Genomic DNA, 18,374 nt, shown 5'->3' on the forward strand with positions numbered 1-18,374 from the left:
TAGTTTGTGCTTTAGTCTAGGGCAGCTTTTTGTTATCGTAAAATCAAATTTACGAGTACCTGATATCTGAAAAACGGATGGCTATGAAACACGAAGTGACCTTGCGGCAGTTTCGTTATTTCATTGCGGCCGCTGTCAGCGGACAGTTCTCCGCGGCCGCTCAGGCCGAGAATGTCTCACAGTCGGCGATCAGCAATGCAGTCCAGAGCCTGGAGCGGCAGTTGAATGTGGCGCTGTTTGAGCGTTTGCCGCACGGTGTGGAGTTGACTCCGCAAGGGCAGGCGTTTTTTCATCATGCCCATCATGTGATTGATGCCGTCAGTGATGCGCTGAATCACGCCGATTTGCGGCGTCAAAATATTGAAGGACAGATTCGGGTGGCGGCTGGCTACACGGTTCTGGGCTATTTTCTGCCTGACCTTATCAGTCGCTTCAAACATAGCTACCCCAATATCGATATCGAGCTGGTGGACATGGAGCGTCCCGAAATGGAAGCGGCCTTGCAAAGCGAGCGCATCGATCTGGGGGTAGCGATCTTGTCCAATATCAGTGATCTGGCCATGTACGGGCATCATCGACTGAGCAGCTCCCGTCGTCGTTTATGGGTGTCGGACCAGCATGCCCTGGCCAATGAGTCCAGTGTGTCCTTGGCGCAAATCAACCACTACCCTTATATTTTTCTGACTGTGGACGATGCGGATGCGGCCGCCAGGCGTCATTGGGGCAGCCCAGGCTTTCCGGAGCGTGTCGCCATGCGCACGCGCTCTTTGGAAGCCGTGCGGGGGCTGGTGGCTTATGGTTTCGGGGTGACGATTTTGTCGGATATGGTCTATCGTCCCTGGTCACTGGAGGGCAAGCGCATCCAGGCCATCGGCATTCACGATCCGGTGGAGTCTGTGGAGGTGGGCTTGTTGTGGCCGAAAGAGCGGGAGCCCGAAGGACTGGTCGCCTTGTTTCAGCGCTTTCTGATTCAGGCCTGTGACCACGATATGGCCCGCGCCGGCATGGGGAGCCGACGCGGTGGGGGACTGCTGTAAGGGATCTTAGGGTACCAGAGCCAGACCGATGCGAAATTGTGAAGAGCGGTCACGGTAGCCCAGCATGGTTTCTGCATAGCCAGAGAAGTATTGGCCGTAGATATAACCGTTCATGTTCAAGGGGGTACGGTTCAGTGGCCAGGCGATCGAGAACTCATGTGTATTGCGGCTGCCAGCCCCTTTGTTGTACATGCCCGACAACACCAGCCCGTTGTCCTGAGCGTAGCGCAGCTTCCAGTCATAGCGACCCCGATAGTGCGCCCAGTCGGCGTTCTCGCCCATGAACACATAGTGTTTGATACGGGGGGCAAACGTCAGGGTGGCACCGTGGTCAAAGCGGTAATTGAACTCAGGCTGGATAAAGACCTCGTTCATGGAGCGGGAATCGTCGCCTGACTTGCCGTTGGAGGAGTGCTCATACCCGCTTGCCAGGCCCATGAACAGGCGTTTTTGCTCGGACTCCCAGATGGAGTCTTTACGCCAGAACAGGCTGGGGCGGTAGGTGGTGTCGACAAAGGGCTTGGAGTCGGCATGCAAATCCCACAACGCGGTTTGGGTATAACCAATATAGAAGTGGTCGTAGAATTTGGGGTTGCTCGGGTCTTGGGGCGAGTGCAGGCGGTATTTGAAGCTTAGCTGGAAGCGGGCATTGTTGCCGCCTTTGTTGCCGACAATAAAATAGGTCGGGTCATGGGCCGAGATGGCATTGCTGAAGTTTTCAAAGCTGGAGTTGGCAGGTTTGAGCCCTTGTCCGCTGATGATGGCGGGCCCTTCGGGCTGAGCGCCCGCAGCGACGGCCTGAGCGTAGGGCAGGGCAGGATCGACGACTCGTGGGTCGTTTCCGGCGCCTGCATTCACGACCGCGCCATTGGCTGGCTGCGAGGTAATCGGGCTGCGGGCCTGCGGATTGGTGTCCAGAGCCAGCATCACGCGCTCACCTTCAATATTCACTGCTTGCAGGCCCGTCAGCCCATTGGGGACCACGGCGCGCCAACTGTAAGCGGTGAAGTTGTTGGTGGGGATGGAGGCTCGGGGGCGGGCATTGACCAGTTCAGCCAGACTGCGGATCACGTTACCCTTACCGTCGCGCCACTGCAAAACCAGGTTGCGTGGGGCGGTCCAGGTCATCAGACTGCCTGTGTCGTTGTAGACGATGGCGTCAATATTGACGCTTTCGCCCGAACTGGCCTGCACTTGGCGCAACTGGTAGGTAATACCTGCCTGTGCGGTATTCAGAATTGCGCTCAAGATAAAAAGAGGGGCCGATAGTATTAAAGAGTGCTTGCTTAGTTTCTTTGTGGTCGGCATGAAAAAGAGTCCAGGAAAACGGGTTAATCCGTACACGACTGTACCATTTAGGATTAAAAATACTACTTATAATTGTTTTTCTTACAGTATTGACACTCTGACGAGCTTGCGGCTTATCTAAAACTGCTTTTCAGGCTAAAATACTTGATTGTCTTTTGTAGCCACTATTTTCTCAACAATAGGGCTGAAATAAATCCTTGTTCATACAGGACTTTTATTTCGAGACAGTGCATCACCTGATCGTGTGGGTGATGTCGCCATCACCTGGCGGGTGTAGCTCAGTTGGATAGAGCACAGGCCTTCTAAGCCTGGGGCCGGGGGTTCGAACCCCTCCACCCGCGCCAACCTTACCCTTTTCCGTGCACAGTTTGTCCCTTTCCGATCTGGATCGGGGGCTTGTGGCTGCTCGTGTCAACGGGGTCGTTATTTTCTCCAACCCCATGTTGCATAAGGAATATGACCGACTTTATGGCGGTTTTTTCTGGAGGGCATTTAGTCTGTCCTAGGCATAACCCTGAGGAGACGCAGTTAGTAAGTATGGTGTAAGTGTCGAGCTCTAATGTTCACCGCATAGACGTCGGCAGGCGTCTTCATAACGCCGTTTTCAGCCTGTGAGGGCTGGGCCGGTTCAATAAGATACGCCAGCGAACAAGGCGTTCAGAACAATGCGGAGACAAACTATGCAAGACCCCCTTGTAGGTCGGATTACGGCCAATCCTCGCTATCAAAAACTGGTCAAGACCCGGCTGCGGCTGGGCTGGATACTCACCATCGTCATGCTGGTGGCTTACTACAGCTATATCGGCATTATTGCGTTCGACAAGGAGCTGTTTGCCACACGCTTGGGTGAGGGCGTCATGACCCTGGGCATTCCTATCGGTTTTGGCGTGATTGTGTTGGCAATTGTGATTACGGGCATTTATGTCTGGCGCGCCAATACCAAATTCGACCAGATGGCCAAGGAAGTGCTTGAGGAGGTGCGTAAATGAAGCGTTCCTATCTTCGTTCCGGCCTGGCTCTGGGGCTGTTGCTGGCCAGTCCTGCCTTGTGGGCAGCGGGTGGCGATCTGGGCGAGCTGCAAAAGCAGGCGACCAACTGGACGGCCATCGGTATGTTCGCCGTCTTTGTGCTGGCGACGCTGTGGATTACCAAATGGGCGGCAGCGCGCACCAAGTCGGTCTCGGACTTTTATACGGCGGGCGGCGGCATCACCGGCTTTCAAAACGGACTGGCCATTGCCGGTGACTATATGTCCGCGGCGTCCTTTCTGGGTATTTCCGCTGCGGTGATGATCAATGGCTATGATGGCCTGATCTATTCCATCGGTTTTCTGGTGGGCTGGCCCATCATCACGTTCCTGCTGGCAGAAAAGCTGCGTAATCTGGGTAAATTCACCTTTGCAGACGTGGCAGCCTATCGTTTCCGCCAAGGCCCCATTCGTGCCTTTGCGGCGTCCGGCACGCTGGTGGTGGTGCTCTTTTACCTGATTGCCCAGATGGTGGGTGCAGGCCAGTTGATCAAACTGCTGTTTGGTCTGGAATATTGGGTTGCCGTGGTGCTGGTGGGTGTGCTGATGATGGTTTACGTGCTGTTTGGCGGCATGACGGCCACCACCTGGGTACAGATCATCAAGGCGGGCCTGCTGCTGTTTGGCGCCTCTTTTATGGCCATCATGGTGCTGGCGCAATATGGTTTCTCGCCAGAAAAGCTGTTTGCCGCGGCGGTTCAGGTCAAGACCGAGGCCGCGCTTGCTGCCGGCAAGGATGCTGCTCAGGCGGCGACCATCGGCCAGGCCATCATGGGCCCGGGCAATTTCATCAAGGACCCGATCAGCGCGATTTCCTTTGGTATGGCCCTGATGTTCGGTACGGCAGGCCTGCCGCACATTCTGATGCGCTTTTTTACGGTGCCTGATGCTAAGGAAGCACGTAAATCCGTGTTCTGGGCAACCACCTGGATCGGTTACTTTTACATCCTGACCTTCATCATTGGCTTTGGCGCAATCGTGCTGGTGTCGACCAACCCCCGTTTCCTGGAAGTGGGCGGCGACCTGATTGGTGGCTCCAATATGGCTGCTGTGCACCTGGCTGATGCGGTCGGTGGCGATGTATTCCTGGGCTTTATGTCTGCCGTCGCCTTTGCCACGATTCTGGCCGTAGTGGCGGGCTTGACCCTGTCGGGTACGTCGGCTGTGTCGCATGATCTGTATTCCACGCTGATCAAGAAAGGCGAAGCCAGTAATGAGGAAGTCATGCGCGTGTCTCGTGCAACCACCCTGGCGCTGGGGGTGATTGCGGTGTTGTTGGGCATTATTTTCGAGAAACAGAACATTGCTTTCATGGTGTCACTGGCCTTTGCGATTGCCGCCTCGGCCAACTTCCCGGTCTTGTTCCTGTCCATTTTGTGGAAAGGATGTACGACACGTGGCGCCACGATAGGTGGGTTCCTGGGCCTGGTCGTGGCTCTAGTGCTGACGTTGCTCTCCCCCTCGGTATGGGAAGCCACTTTGGGCAATCCTGCCGGCTCCGCGCCCTTCCCATACGCGTCGGCAGCGTTGTTCTCCATGCCATTGGCCTTCCTGGCAATCTGGTTCTTCTCGATCACTGATCGTAGTCCGCGTGCCGAGATTGACCGTGCTGGTTTCGAGGGGCAGTCCGTGCGTTCCGAAACGGGTGTGGGAGCAGAAGCGGCTTCTGCGCATTAAACCTTCCTGCCAGACCGGGCTGAATGCCTGTGTCTGGCGGCCTTAGCTGGTTTTGTGGGTGTAAGAAAAACCGGTAGGTGAACGACACCTCAAAGGTTGGCGACCTGTCCAACTTTTGGGGTGTTTTTTTGTTCGATGTGCGATGCACGCGTCAAGTCGGGCGCGGTAAAGCGCTATTGAAGCGACTGGGCGATGACTGAACGCAATGCGGCCCTGGCGATACGATTGCAACCATGCGGGTCCCAAGCTCAAGCCTCGATCCCAAGCCCAACCGACGACACCCAAACCCAGAACCCGACGCAAAGACCTGGGCTGGGCGTCATGTCACGGCAAGGCCCTTGAAGCTGAGTTTGATTTGAGCCGCACAACCTGATGCGGGCTGCTCCGTGATGGCAATCACAGCCGCCCGTTTTTTTCCGCCTCAATGCCTGGGCCGTGCGCCGGACCAAGTCTTGAGTTCAGCTCTGGGTTTCGCAGGGGACAGGCAGGCCGTCAAAGCGTTCGTAGAAGTAGGCGGCGGCCTCGGGCGCCTGCTCATCCTCGGCACGCAAGGTAGACAGGATATAGCGTTCTGCCTTGCCGCAGACCTGACGATATACATCCCGGCACAGCTCGTAAGCCTGTTTTCCTGCCCAGCCCGTCGGCAACAGTTCGATGGGCAACTGGGGGTCGTGCAGTTGGATGCGACGGAACTCGTGAATCAAGAGCGTGCGAATGACAAAAGCCAACTGGTCATCGTAGGGGTGGCCGGCGTCCAGCATGTTCAGGGCAGGCGCGAAACGTTGTATGAACTGCCCATAGCCGCTGGCAACCTGGGCCAGATCCCAGCTGTCTTGAATAAGTTGCGACAGAGGGCGCGTCTGAGGCAGTTGCGAGGGTTCCAACTTGGCCACATAGACTTGCGACTGGGCCTGTGTGGCCTGCAGGATGTAATCCAGAATCGTGTGATCGGGGTTGGGGTGCAGGAAAGCGGTGGGTGACAAGGCGCAAAAACCTTCCCACAGCAGCTCCTTGCGCAGGTCCGCCCGCTGCTTGGAGTTCATCATCAGGCTGGGCATGCTAAAGACCAGCGTCCATTGGCCATCCCACGCCAGATAGGTTGGGGTGTAAATGCGTTGATACGCATGCTCAAAGCGCTGGCTGGCTTCGGGCCGCAAGGTGTACTGGCTGCGCCGCCCTTCACGTTGCGCGCTCAGCCAGCCCTCCTCGGCCAGTCTGTACACGCTGGTGCGTACCAGCCGGTCGCTGATCCCAAAGGGCGCCAGCAACTGGATCAGGCTGCCCAGCCAGAGTTTACCGCCATGCGGGCGAATCACATCGCCAAACAGGGTCATGACCAGGGACTTGGCACGCGGAGGGCGGTTCTCCAGATGGTGGGCGGCCCAGTGGGCCAGGTCGGAATAAGAAAGCTCGGACATTGTTTTTTTAAAGGCGCTCAAGGCTGTGTGAGAGCGGCACGCCTGTCTGTGTTGACCGGTTAAGCGCTTGATTATAAAGGGTGGGTGTACAAGCGCACTGAAAGATTATGCCAGCCAGGGGCTTTCTTGATCTTTGCAGCAGTTTTGCATGCACGTACCCTACAAATAGGGACTGGCTAACCAGATCAGCCGATTGCGCAAGCGCTTGCCAAAGCCAATGGCATTCAGGGATTCCAGGCTGACGGCTTCGGCGTCTTCAATTTCCAGGTCAATCAGGTTCTGGATCTGGCGTGCGGTGTCTCGGCTGTAGATTTCCACGTCCAGCTCAAAGTTCAAGCGCAGGCTACGAGGGTCCAGATTGGATGAGCCGATATAGGACCAGACGCCATCAATGGTCATGAGTTTGGAATGATTGAATGGCCCCCGGGCGCGCCAGACCCGACAGCCCGCGCGTAGCACCTGGTCGAGCTGGGCCGTCATGGCGTAATTGACCAGACGCAGGTTGTTCTGCCCTGGAATCACGATGTCTACCTGTATGCCACGCCGCGCCGCTGTGTTCAGAGCTCCCAATAGAATCTGGTCGGGCAGGAAATAGGGGGACTGGATACGGATATGGCGTTGTGCGATGGCAAACGCACCTTGCAGCATGTGGTGGGTGCTGGCCATGAAGCGGTCAGGGCCGGAAGCAATGCATCGGGCTGGCACATGAGGCCGGGGGGCGGGCGTGGCGCTGGCATGCCAATAGTCCGGCGACAGATCCTCGCGAGTGGTAAATTGCCAGTCGTGTCGAAATGACGCCAGCAATTGCATGACAGCCGGGCCTTCCAGGCGAAAGTGCGTGTCCTGGGACGGTTTGCCGTCGCTATATTGCGCCATAAAGGACTCGCGCAGGTTCATGCCCCCGGTAAAGCCCACAGTGCCATCCACAATCAGGAGTTTGCGGTGACTGCGCAGATTGGCGTAGGGCATGCGCAAAAAGCCCAGGGGGTTGGTCATGAATAGAGCGCAGCGTATGCCCTCACGGCGCAACAGTCGCACAATGGGGGTGCGTGAGTATTTAGCGCCAATGGCATCGACCAGCACCCGAATCTGCACGCCTCGCTGGTGCGCGCGTGACAGGGCGCTGACAAATTCCTGGCCCAGGCGATCGCTATCAAAAATATAGCTTTGCAAGGCAATCGTGTTGCGAGCCTGTTCGATGGCTTCCAGCATGGCGGGGTAGGCCTGATCGCCACCCAGCAAAACCCGCACATTATTGCCGTTGCGTAGTTGACTGCGGCTGACACGGTCTCCCAGGATCTGCAGGGACCGAAACGGGGCGCCCACCAGTGCGCCAATGTCAGAGACTGGGGGGTGTAAATAGGTAACCTGTTCATAAAACACGTCCGCGCTGTGTTCGAGGCGGCTTTGTCTACGTACCCGGTTGATGCCGGCGATCAGGTACAGAAATGGCCCTAACAAGGGCGACATGATGATGACGCCAACCCAACTGATGGCCGCGCGGACATCGTTTTTGGTCATGGCGGCATGAATGGCTGCAGATGCGCCCAGGATCACGCTGAGTGCCAGCGCCAGGTGCGGCCAGTAGTCGTGCAGCAGGGCGCGCAGATGGATCAAGTGCTCTTGCATGGTGTTAGCTGTTCCGCTTCTGGTCGGGCAGGTCCGGGCGTTGGTAAAGGCTGTGCATCCAGGATGGGTTTGGTTTGCCGCGAGCGGCAAACTGTTGCAGACGGGAAGGGGAGCGCCAGACGCCTCCGCCTATTCCAGGACTGGGCTGGACTCCATACCAAAACCATTGGCCGTCTTCATCTTGTGCAAGCCAGTCCCAGTTAGCGGGTGCCTGATCCCAGCAGGGGAAACCGAATGTCATCAGCAAATTTCCAGAAAATGGGACAGATTAGAGTATAAGAAAGCGTGGTTTTGTGCCAGTTTCTATTACAAAGGGCGAGTGCAGAAAAAAAATGAAGAGGTCCGGGCGCCTTGATATGTCGTACTGTCCCTTCTGATAGAGGCGGAGTGAGCCTTGGGTAGGGCGTGTCCGAGGTTCACAATCGAACACAGTTTATTGTCCAGCCTGAACTTGTCGGGAGTGTGCGAAGGTGCCAAACTTGCTACGATGAACCAACGCAAAAAAGCCCGCTACGAGGCGGGCTTTCAAGTATTTTTCCAGTTCCTGATTTTGTCACCCTTTAAGGAGATACGCAAAACCTGGGAAGCGGTAAATTTTGGGGTGACCGATGGGGCTCGAACCCACGACAACCGGAATCACAATCCGGGACTCTACCAACTGAGCTACGGTCACCACTGTTTGGTGCAGTACGTATTAACAGTACATATTAAGTACTTATTAATTTACTGCTTTTACTTGTTGCTTGCCGTTTAAGGCTTGCTGTGAAGTAAAAAATGTATTCTAGCACGCTTTTTTTAAATAGTGCAACACCTGTGCAAGAATACCTCGACCCTGAACCCCGCCCCGGTCTTGCCGGGCAGTGTGTGACTCAGGTTTAATGTTTTTCCCTCGTAATAGCAAGGAAGCGCGATATGTCTCAATTATTCGTCGTTCATCCCGAAAATCCTCAACCCCGCGCATTGGCCCAGGCCGCCGAACTACTGGCTAAGGGAGGGCTGCTGGCCATTCCTACTGACTCCAGCTATGCCGTAGTCGCCCGTCTGGACGACAAGTCCGCCGCTGATAACCTGCGGCGCCTGCGTGGCTTGGACGATCGCCACCATCTGACCTTGCTGTGCCGTGATCTGGCCGAGATCAGCCACTTTGCCAAAGTGGACAACCCGCAGTACCGCCTGCTGAAAATGGCTACCCCCGGTCCGTGGACATTTATTCTGGAAGCGACCAAGGAGGTGCCCCGTCGCGTGTCCCACCCCTCTCGCAAGACGATCGGTATTCGGGTTCCCAATCAGAAAGTGGCTCTGGCTCTGATGGAACAGGTGGGCAGCCCCTTGATTTCCACCACCCTGATTCCCGAGGGCGAGGACGAGCCCTTAAATGATGCCCAGGAAATTCTGGACCGTTATGCGCATCAGTTGGCCGCGGTTGTGGATGGCGGACCGTGCCCCTTGCAGGCAACCACTGTGATTGATCTGACCGGCCCTACGCCGCAAGTGCAGCGTCATGGTTCGGGTGATCCTGCTACCTTGGGCTTGTCCTGAACTCCGGGTTTGCACAAAACTCGCGTCCAGGTGCCTATCCGTGTTTCAATTCTGAACCTTGAGGCAGCACTCGCTGTCTCAATCAGACGGGCTGTTTGCAGGCGACTGATCCGTGTGTATGCACAATCGGATCAGTTGCCGGCCTGGACCAAGGATCACCATGGACTCTTTTATACAGACCTTGACGGTCTATGCTCTGCCAGTCATTTTCGGCATCACCTTGCATGAAGCGGCTCACGGTTATGTCGCCCGCATGTTTGGCGACCCGACCGCCATGCTGGCCGGACGCATCAGTTTGAACCCCTTGCGCCACATCGACCCTATCGGCACGATTGTGGTGCCTGCCGTGCTCTTGCTGTCCAGCGCACTCATGGGAATGGGCGGCATTTTGTTCGGCTGGGCCAAGCCGGTACCGGTCGATTGGGGGCGCTTGCGCAACCCCAAACGTGACATGCTCTGGGTGGCTCTTGCCGGACCGGCTTCCAATATGCTGATGGCGATTCTGTGGGTCTTGTACGCACACTTGATGGTCAAGCTGGGGCAGGGCGACAGCCGCTTCTGGATGGGTATGGCCATTGCAGGCGTACAGGTCAATCTGGTCTTGATGGCCTTGAATCTGTTGCCCCTGCCTCCCTTGGATGGCGGCCGTATCGTATTTAGTCTCTTGCCGGATCGTTTGGCCTATCATTACTCCCGTATTGAGCCTTACGGCATGGTTATTCTGATCTTGCTGATGTTCACTGGCGTGCTTTGGACCCTGATGCGTCCTTTGATTGCCCTGGGCGAAGGCGTATTGAAATGGTTCTTATGATTTAACGGCTTATCCGTTAAACTTGTGAGTCAATATTTTTTTGGGCTGTTGGGCCTTAAACCCGGAGATTCATCTCATCATGGCAAGTTCGGACTCTGCTATTTCCAATTTTCAGGGCAGCATGGTTGCCCTTGTTACACCCATGGATCCCAATGGGGGTCTGGATTTTGCCGCTTACCGAAAGCTGATCGACTGGCACATACAGGAAGGAACACGTGTGCTGGTGGTCGTTGGAACCTCGGGCGAGTCGCCTACGGTGTCGGTCGATGAGCATGCCGAACTGATCAAGGTGGCTGTAGAGCACGCCGCCGGTCGTGTTCCCGTGATTGCCGGAGTCGGTGGCAACTCCACCCGTGAAGCCATCGAGCTGTCGCGTCATGCGCAGGAAGTGGGTGCAGACGCCGGTTTGTCGGTGGTGCCTTATTACAATCGCCCTACCCAGGAAGGGATGTACCAGCATTTCCGCGCTATTGCAGAAGCGGTGGAATTGCCCCAATTCCTGTATAACGTGCCAGGCCGCACGGTCGCAGACCTGCAAAATGACACCGTGCTGCGTCTTGCGCAGATTCCCAACATCATTGGCATCAAGGATGCAACCGGCGATCTGGCGCGCGGTGGACTGCTGCTGCGTGATGCGCCGGAAGATTTTATTGTGGTCAGCGGCGATGATCCTACGGCTGCTTCGTATATCCTGCTGGGCGCCAAGGGCAATATTTCCGTGACGGCCAACGTGGCGCCACGCCTGATGAGCCAGTTGTGTCAGGCCGCTCTGGATATGGATGTACCCACGGTACGCCGTTTGAATGCCTTTTTGGCAGGTTTGAACAAGAACCTGTTTGTCGAGGCTAACCCCATTCCCGTGAAATGGGCCGTTGCAGAAATGGGCCTTACTCAGCTGGGATATCGTTTACCATTGACGCCGTTAAATGCACAGCATCACGAATTGCTGCGTCAATCCTTGAAACTTGCGGATCTTCTTCCATGATTGCTAAGCCAGTTAATAAAAGCCTGATCGGGCTGTCTCTGAGCCTGTTGGTGCTGTCGGGCTGCTCCACGGTGGACCAGATAATGGGCCGGGGCGAGTCGGTGAATTACAAGAGTACGGTTGCGGGCGATCCCTTGAGCATTCCGCCGGATCTGACCCAGGCCAACCGCGATGCCCACTATCGTGCCCCAGAAGGGGTGACCTCCTATTCGGTTTACTCGCAAGGTCAAAATGCGCAGCAAGCCAAAGGCGGAGCCGATCAGATTTTGCCGCAATCCGACGCTATCAAGGTGATGCGTGACGGTGATCTGCGCTGGCTGGTTGTCGACCGCCCCGTGGAGGATCTGTTTCCCCGTATTATTGATTTCTGGGGTGATAACGGGTTCACCATTCAGTCGCAGGACCCCCGTGCCGGCCTGATCCAGACCGACTGGGCAGAGAACCGGGCCAAGATTCCTGAAAGCTGGATTCGCAGCGCCTTGGGTTCCATTATCGATCAGGTCTTTGACAGCGGTGAACGTGACCGCTTCCGTACCCGCTTTGAGCGTGTTGGCGACAAGACCGAAATCTACGTCTCCCATCAACACATGGAAGAGACGCCCACCGCGGATGGCACCGCCTTTAAATGGGTGTTCGCCAAAGAGGATCCGGGTCTGAACGCGGCCATGCTGGCTCGCATGATGGTCTTCCTGGGATCGGATATTGAAACCGCTCGTGAGCAGGTGGCCAACGCCGCCAAGGACCCGTCCAGCGTTCAGGTTCAGGCTTCGGACAAGGGCGATCAGGCAGAGCTGCTGCTGAACGAGTCCTTTGATCGAGCCTGGCGTCGTGTCGGCGTGGCTATCGATTCGGCCGGCTTCTCGGTTGAGGATCGTGACCGCTCAGCGGGTGAGTTCTTTATTCGCTATCTGGATTCGGATACGGGCGAGAAGATTGAACAGCAAAACATTTTTGGCCGCATCTTTGGCAGTCGCAATACGGCCGAAGCCACGCCGTTCCGCATCAAGCTGCGTGCCCAAGGAGCCGGTACCCGCGTGACCGTGCTGGATCAGCAAGGTCAGGAGCAGACGACAGCGACGGCCAAGCGCATTATCAATGTGCTGTCCACCAATCTGCGTCCCGGTAGTTGATTGTCTTGAGTCGGCCTGCGAGCCGTCTGGAAAAAGCCCTGGTTATTGCCAGGGTTTTTTTTTATGTCCGCCATTCGTCCTGACCGGGCTTGATGCTAAGTCATTGAGTCCACAACCAGTCTGTTCACCTCATGAGTCTGCTGCCGCTCAGGTAAAGACCGCTCAATGGCTGCACGGAATGCCGTTGGGTTAGTTGGGAGTGCCGGTGCGTTTCCGGTGAAGTCTATGACTGCTCGTAAGAAGCCTTGCCTTCGTCCGTTTGGGTGGATGAGCGGGGTGGAGCTTTATCGAGGAGGACTGGACTTTCCATAAGACAGTAAAGATAATAGGAACTATTATCGTTTAGTGTATTGAGGAGTCGTCCATGCTGAAATTGTTTTTCCGTCATGGTTTACGCTTGTGTTGGCCTACGCGGCGGGGCCAACAAGCTGATGATTCCGCTTCTTCAGAGCCGCAGGCTCGACTGCTGGCGCTGATTGAGGCGTTGCCTCGTCGTCACCGCGAAGCTTTTGTGCTGCATCGTTTCGAGGGCCTGAGCTATAAAGAGATCGCCACTCGAATGGGCACAAGTTCACGAGTGGTGGAGCACTATATACGCATGACCATGCGGGCGTGTCGTCATGATCCGGCGCGGTTCCATCGGGTAGATGGGGCGATGCCGCGTTCGGCGGGCTCGTATGTGTAAGGAGGGGCACCTGCAGCACATTGATGAGCAGGCCTTGAATTGGCTGCTCAAACAGCACGAGCCCCAGTATCAGAACGATGCCCGCAGCCAGTCTGCCTTTCGCGCCTGGTTGACGATTGATCCCGAGCATCAGGCTGCTTTTCTGCGCTGGAAGTTGGAGTGGGAAGCCATGGATGCAATCAGTGAGGAGCAGGTGAGTCGCCTGCGTACCCGTTTGCAACAAGAGGCAATGAGCCGCGTGCAGAGACCGTGGCCTCTGCGTTTGTTAAATCGCGGTGTGGACGCCTGGTTCATCAATCCTGCCTGGCGCTTTGCGCTGGGGGGAGCGCTGTGCTTGCTGCTGGGCGTGGCGTTGCTGGGAACCGTGGGCAGCTACTTTGTTTAGGCCTTTTTGAATCTGCCTGGTCTTCATTGTGCCAAGGTGACTGAAGATGCTGTGCCGCTTGCTGAATACGGTCATCCAGCCTTGCAGCGCTCAGTCTGGGAATGACGCCCAGGCAAGGGCCGGGTAGATAGTCATGCAGCGTCTGCAGGTTTTCCTTGGCATAAGGGATCTCCGGGTCGATGAGGTTGGCCACCCAGCCCAGCACGCTCAAACCGCTGGTGCGTATGGCCTGAGCCGTCAGTAGCGCGTGATTCAAAGCGCCCAAACGCAGACCCACCACCAGAACGACAGGGAGCTGCAAAGCCTGTGCTAAATCGATACCTGTTCGCCCCTGTCCCAGGGGCAGCATGAAACCGCCCACTCCTTCCACGATGGCATAGTCGGCATGTTCCGTCGCCGCTTGAACCATGTTTTTGATCAACGCTGGGTCTAGTTCGATTCCCGCTTGATCGGCCAGGATGTGGGGAGCCGCAGCGGGCTCAAACAGGTACGGTGTCAAGGTTGCCGGTGCCAGCTTCAGGCTGGAGTGCCGGGCCAGCGCGTCCACATCTTCGTTATGCAGACGGCCTTCTATTTCCTCGGCTCCCGACGCAATAGGCTTGATGCCCAGCGTGCGTGCGCCGCTTTGGCTTAGCAAATGAAGTAAGGCGGAACTGACCAGTGTTTTGCCAATCTCCGTGTCCGTGCCAGTCACAAAGCAGGCTTTCATGCGTATTCCCTCAACAACTGACCCAAGCCATTCAGACAATGCTCCACCTCTTGCGTGCCCCATAAATAGCCGGGCATCAGGTATACCGTATTGCCGATAGGGCGCAGCATGAGTCCTTGCTGCAGGGCAGAGCGGTAAAAGCGTCGGGCAAAGCCCTGGTGATCGTAACGAGCCGGGCCTGTGTCCAGGTCAAAGGCCCAGATCACCCCGCAGCGGCGCAGATGCTGCATCTTAGGAGAGTGCAGTTTCAGCGTGTGCAAGCCTTCATCAAGTGCTTGAGCCAATGTTTTTTGCAGTTCGTAAACGGGGTATTGCTGGAACAGATCCAGGGTTGCCAACGCAGCGCGGCAGGCCAAGGGATTGCCGGTGTAGGAATGGGAGTGTAAAAACCCGCGGCGCAAATCCGAGTCATAAAACCCTTGATAAATCGTGGGGCTGGAGAGCACCACGGACAAGGGCAGCGTGCCGCCGGTAATTCCCTTGGACAAGCACAGCAAATCAGGCCAGATGCCAGCCTGCTCGCAGGCAAAGAAGGTGCCGGTACGCCCGCAACCCACGGCAATCTCGTCCAGAATCAAATGCACCTGATAGCGGTCGCACAGCTCGCGCACCCCGCGCAGATAGTCGGGGGAGTGCATCTGCATGCCAGCCGCGCATTGCACCAGCGGCTCCAGAATCACGGCGGCAATGTCGTGATGACTCTCCAGAATCTGTTCCAACGATTGCAGTGCCTTTGCGGTGACCGGGGGGTGTTCGTCCGGGCTATGGGCCTGGCGCAGATCGGGACTGGCTGCCGTGTAGTGCTGGCCCAGTTGCGCACCGTAATTTTCCCGGAACAAAGGCACATCGGTGACGGCCAGCGCGCCCAGCGTTTCACCGTGGTATCCCTGCGCGATGCCTACAAAACGGTGCTTGTGTTCCTGCCCCTGGTTACGCCAGTAATGCACGCTCAGTTTCAGAGCAATTTCCACGGCAGAAGCGCCGTCGCTGGCATAAAAAGCATGCCCCAGACGATGGCTGCTCAAGGCGGCCAATCGTTCGGAAAGCTGCACAACCGGCTCATGAGTCAGGCCACAGAGCATGATGTGATCCAGTTGCTGAGCCTGATCGCTAATTGCCTGCACCAGATGCGGGTGGCTATGTCCAAACAGATTCACCCACCAGGAGCTGATGGCGTCCAGATAGGCATTGCCGTCGACATCATATAGCCAGGCACCCGAGGCGCGTTTGATTGCCAGCAGCGGCACACCGTGATCGTGATGCTGCATTTGCGTGCAAGGATGCCAGACAGTCTGCAAACTGCGTTGAGCCAAAGGGGGAAAAGAGTTTGAATTCATGACAAATCACCGTAAAGAGTGGGCGGCTTCATGTAATGCCTGAACCAGTTTTTCAATATCGTGCTGCCGGTGGGCAGCAGACAGGGAAATACGTAAGCGGGCTTGATGGCGGGGGACGGTGGGTGGCCGTATGGCCGGTGCCCAAATCCCTTTTTTCAGGAGGCCGTCGGACAGCTGTAAAGCAGGTTCCACCTCGCCCATTAGCAGGCTTTGCACGGGCGTGTCGGACGGCGTCAGACGCCAGGGCAGATCCTGGCTCAAGCTTTGCAGCGTTTGAATGTGTTCTTTCAGCAAAGCCCGCTGGGGCTGGGCTTGTTTGATCAGTTGCAGGCAAGCCAGCAAGGATGCGCAATGTGCCGGAGCTAGCCCGGTGCTGTACACATAGCTGCGGGCGGATTGAGTGAGCCAGTCAGCCACGTTGTGGGAGCAGGCAATAAAAGCGCCGCCTTGCCCGGCTGCCTTGCCAAAAGTCCCCAGATAAATCAGGCGCTGACGTTGCGTGCTATTGAGCAGGAAATGCTCAGGCGCGCCGCGTCCGGTTTCGCCCAATACCCCCAGACCATGCGCATCGTCCAGATACAACAGGGCATCGTGGCGTTCGCATAAGGTGATCAGCTCATCGACCGGGGCAACAGTCCCGTCCATACTGAACAGGCTGTCCGAGATCACCAGCTTGAACCCTGTCCTTGGACGACTGAGCAAATCATCCAGACGTGCCATGTCTCTATGGGGATACACGCGTAAACGGGCGCCGGACAGACGGCTGGCATCAATCAGGCTGGCGTGGTTCAGCCTGTCACAGAAGATGGTGTCGCCCGTGCCGACCAGCGCGGGAATCACGCCCAGGCTGGCTTGATAACCACTGACAAAAAGACGGCTGGCCTCAAAGCCGCTCCAGTCTGCCAGCTCTTGCTCCAGTCGCTGAGCCAGCGCATGATGCCCACAAATCAGTGGGGAGGCCGTGGCTCCGGCTACATCTTGTGCTGCCAGCAGTTTGAGTTGCGGGTGCTGGCTAAGGCCCAGATAGTCATTGCCTGCGAAACTCAGCAAGACCTGACCATTGCGCTCGATATGCGCGTCCGGCAAGGGGTGGCAGATTGCTCTTTGTCGCCACAGCTTCCGGGCCTTCAAGGCCTCTAGTTGCTGATCCAGGTGAGCGATAAAAGCACTCATGACGGCATGGCCCGGTAGTGAACCAGCAGGCGGTTCCAGCCCCTGTAGGCGGGAAGCTGAATACGCTCTCTTTGAGCCAATTGCAGGCGAGGCAGCAAAGGCAGGAACTGCTCAAGTACCAATTTGGCCTCCAACTGCACCAAACCCGCACCCAGGCAATGATGAATCCCGTAACCCATGGACAATTCGGCCTGATTGTTGCGGCTGAAGTCCAGGTCGTCGGGATGGGAAAAAACTTCCGGGTCCCGGTTAGCAGCACCCAAGAGCAACAGCAGTAGTTGACCTTTGCGCAAATGCTGACCGTGCCAGTGTTGGTCCTGCATCAAGCGTCTTGCCGTGTATTGAATCGGGCTGTCGTAACGCAGCAGCTCTTTGATCGCTGCGGGAATTTTCTGCGGATTCAACAGCAGGTCCTGCAGCTTGCTGGCGTCGTCAAGCAGCGTTTGAAACAGGGAGCTCAGCAGATGCCGGGAGGTTTCATAGCCTGCAAAGAGCAACATACAGGACTGTGCCAAACGCTCGCGCCTGCCTTGAAGGGAGAGCTGCTCGTCATGCAAAAGTCGCCAGGCCAGCCCACCTTCTTGCAGCTTGGCGCTGTTCCCCAGAAAGTCAGCCATATCCAGCAAGGCGTCCTGCGTATCCATTAACAAAGGTAGGTCCGGCGTGGCTTGCCCAATGAAACGTGCCAGTTGCTCTGACCAGGATTGAAAAACAGCTAAAGGCAGTTGCTGCAAACCGAGCAGATCTATCATGACCAAGGCCGGAAGCGGTCGGCAGACCTGCTCAACCAGATCTGCTGGGCCGTGGCGCAGCTGGTTTGTAAAAGCGCTATGAAGGTGCGTCACGCGATTTTCAATGCTGCGGTCTATGTCCCGCAACGCCTGCGGGCTGAAGGCAGCATTTACAACCCGCCTGACGCGGGTATGACGGGGGCGATCCAGGAAAACCAGCGTCCTGGCCATCAAACCCTTGAAAGCCTGTAGACGAGGGGAGGGAGGGGCTCCTGCCTGAGATACCCACCCGCCAACACGGCGCACACTGAGATCGGGATGGCGCAGAGCGGCCTGCACATCCTGATGTCTGTGAACCAGCCAGGCTCCGCCACAGAAATTCGCATCCCACACCAAGGGCGGACCCTGGCGAAGGCGGGCATAAGCCGCATAGGGAGACGCAAGATTGAAATCGCCAAACATGACACCGTATTCCTGAATACCAAAGCCAACGCAGGCTAGCATTTGAGCGGGAAAGAGGCAGTCAGGAGATTGTGTCTATTAATTCTTTCAGGGTGTTTTGGGTGAATTAGAAGTCTGTTTGCTGTTGATGGGTGGAATTGCTTTAGCTTGTGTGACTATTTTTTACAATAAACTTGGTCGGTGAGTTCGGGATGATTATCCTCTGCTTGCAGAACCCTTTTTTATTGATTTTGAGATTTTATTTAAAATCAGATGCTTATGAACTGGGCTGGGAAAAGGGTTTCGGTGGCAGAAAAAGCCATAAGGTAGAACCTGTTTGGCGTTTAGGGAT

16 protein-coding genes and 2 tRNA genes are annotated in these 18,374 nt (G+C 56.4%); 10 read left to right on the forward strand and 8 right to left on the reverse strand.

Features of this window, described 5'->3' with window-relative positions:
• Positions 1–83: 83 nt before the first annotated feature.
• On the forward strand, positions 84–1,037 hold the full coding sequence (locus FE795_RS04315; protein ID WP_202801533.1) for a LysR family transcriptional regulator: 954 nt from the start codon (positions 84–86) through the stop codon (positions 1,035–1,037).
• 6 nt (positions 1,038–1,043) lie between these two features.
• On the opposite strand, the gene FE795_RS04320 is transcribed toward FE795_RS04315, so the two are convergent.
• Positions 1,044–2,285 carry a phospholipase A gene (locus FE795_RS04320; RefSeq protein WP_230406261.1) on the reverse strand — a complete coding sequence of 414 codons (1,242 nt, stop codon included), beginning with the start codon at positions 2,283–2,285 and terminating at the stop codon, positions 1,044–1,046.
• A gap of 327 nt (positions 2,286–2,612) precedes the next feature.
• Here FE795_RS04320 and FE795_RS04325 point away from each other — a divergent pair.
• The 3 genes from FE795_RS04325 (at position 2,613) to FE795_RS04335 (ending at position 5,049) form a co-directional block, all read left to right on the forward strand.
• A tRNA-Arg gene (locus FE795_RS04325) sits at positions 2,613–2,689 on the forward strand.
• A 336-nt stretch (positions 2,690–3,025) separates the two neighbouring features.
• Entirely contained in the window at positions 3,026–3,334 is a 309-nt protein-coding gene (locus tag FE795_RS04330) for a DUF485 domain-containing protein (RefSeq protein WP_003802727.1), read from the forward strand.
• Positions 3,331–5,049: a cation acetate symporter gene (locus FE795_RS04335; RefSeq protein WP_003802726.1), complete on the forward strand. Its 1,719-nt coding sequence runs from the start codon at positions 3,331–3,333 to the stop codon at positions 5,047–5,049. The genes FE795_RS04330 and FE795_RS04335 overlap by 4 nt, the downstream gene beginning before the upstream one ends.
• A gap of 458 nt (positions 5,050–5,507) precedes the next feature.
• Here FE795_RS04335 and paaX read toward each other — a convergent pair whose 3' ends face one another.
• The 3 genes from paaX to FE795_RS04350 all read right to left on the reverse strand — a co-directional run bounded on the left by paaX (position 5,508) and on the right by FE795_RS04350 (position 8,769).
• Positions 5,508–6,467: a phenylacetic acid degradation operon negative regulatory protein PaaX gene (paaX, locus tag FE795_RS04340; protein WP_003802725.1), complete on the reverse strand. Its 960-nt coding sequence runs from the start codon at positions 6,465–6,467 to the stop codon at positions 5,508–5,510.
• A gap of 159 nt (positions 6,468–6,626) precedes the next feature.
• Positions 6,627–8,096, reverse strand: a complete 1,470-nt coding sequence (locus FE795_RS04345; protein ID WP_003802724.1) for a phospholipase D-like domain-containing protein — start codon at positions 8,094–8,096, stop codon at positions 6,627–6,629.
• Between the two features lie 597 nt (positions 8,097–8,693).
• Positions 8,694–8,769 (reverse strand) — tRNA-His (locus FE795_RS04350).
• Positions 8,770–9,008: 239 nt separating this feature from the next.
• Between FE795_RS04350 and FE795_RS04355 the strand changes: the two genes are divergently transcribed.
• From FE795_RS04355 to FE795_RS04380, 6 genes are all read left to right on the forward strand, one after another.
• Positions 9,009–9,635: an L-threonylcarbamoyladenylate synthase gene (locus tag FE795_RS04355; RefSeq protein ID WP_131071360.1), complete on the forward strand. Its 627-nt coding sequence runs from the start codon at positions 9,009–9,011 to the stop codon at positions 9,633–9,635.
• A gap of 160 nt (positions 9,636–9,795) precedes the next feature.
• Positions 9,796–10,446: a site-2 protease family protein gene (locus FE795_RS04360; protein ID WP_003802722.1), complete on the forward strand. Its 651-nt coding sequence runs from the start codon at positions 9,796–9,798 to the stop codon at positions 10,444–10,446.
• Positions 10,447–10,525: 79 nt separating this feature from the next.
• Complete coding sequence (gene dapA, locus FE795_RS04365; RefSeq protein ID WP_003802721.1) at positions 10,526–11,431, forward strand: 4-hydroxy-tetrahydrodipicolinate synthase; 906 nt, start codon at positions 10,526–10,528, stop codon at positions 11,429–11,431.
• On the forward strand, positions 11,428–12,561 hold the full coding sequence (bamC, locus tag FE795_RS04370) for an outer membrane protein assembly factor BamC (protein WP_003802720.1): 1,134 nt from the start codon (positions 11,428–11,430) through the stop codon (positions 12,559–12,561). Before dapA ends, bamC begins: the two co-directional genes overlap by 4 nt.
• A 364-nt stretch (positions 12,562–12,925) precedes the next feature.
• Positions 12,926–13,246 (forward strand): sigma factor-like helix-turn-helix DNA-binding protein, encoded by a 321-nt coding sequence (locus tag FE795_RS04375; protein WP_131071361.1) that lies wholly within the window; start codon positions 12,926–12,928, stop codon positions 13,244–13,246.
• Entirely contained in the window at positions 13,239–13,631 is a 393-nt protein-coding gene (locus tag FE795_RS04380) for a FecR/PupR family sigma factor regulator (RefSeq protein ID WP_059318730.1), read from the forward strand. Before FE795_RS04375 ends, FE795_RS04380 begins: the two co-directional genes overlap by 8 nt.
• Here the strand turns inward: FE795_RS04380 and bioD are convergent.
• Genes bioD through FE795_RS04400 form a run of 4 tightly spaced genes read right to left on the reverse strand, consistent with a single transcriptional unit; the run spans position 13,540 to position 18,085 of the window.
• On the reverse strand, positions 13,540–14,340 hold the full coding sequence (gene bioD / locus FE795_RS04385; protein WP_131071362.1) for a dethiobiotin synthase: 801 nt from the start codon (positions 14,338–14,340) through the stop codon (positions 13,540–13,542). The genes FE795_RS04380 and bioD overlap by 92 nt on opposite strands.
• Positions 14,337–15,677: an adenosylmethionine--8-amino-7-oxononanoate transaminase gene (bioA, locus tag FE795_RS04390; RefSeq protein ID WP_059318732.1), complete on the reverse strand. Its 1,341-nt coding sequence runs from the start codon at positions 15,675–15,677 to the stop codon at positions 14,337–14,339. The genes bioD and bioA overlap by 4 nt, the downstream gene beginning before the upstream one ends.
• Before the next feature lie 6 nt (positions 15,678–15,683).
• The gene (locus tag FE795_RS04395; protein WP_003802715.1) at positions 15,684–16,850 is read right to left on the reverse strand and encodes an aminotransferase class I/II-fold pyridoxal phosphate-dependent enzyme; all 1,167 of its coding nucleotides are present in this window, start codon (positions 16,848–16,850) and stop codon (positions 15,684–15,686) included.
• Positions 16,847–18,085, reverse strand: a complete 1,239-nt coding sequence (locus FE795_RS04400; RefSeq protein WP_230406262.1) for a cytochrome P450 — start codon at positions 18,083–18,085, stop codon at positions 16,847–16,849. The genes FE795_RS04395 and FE795_RS04400 overlap by 4 nt, the downstream gene beginning before the upstream one ends.
• Positions 18,086–18,374 lie beyond the last annotated feature (289 nt).

The sequence above is a fragment of the Alcaligenes ammonioxydans genome (assembly GCF_019343455.1).
Taxonomy (GTDB): domain Bacteria; phylum Pseudomonadota; class Gammaproteobacteria; order Burkholderiales; family Burkholderiaceae_B; genus Alcaligenes; species Alcaligenes ammonioxydans.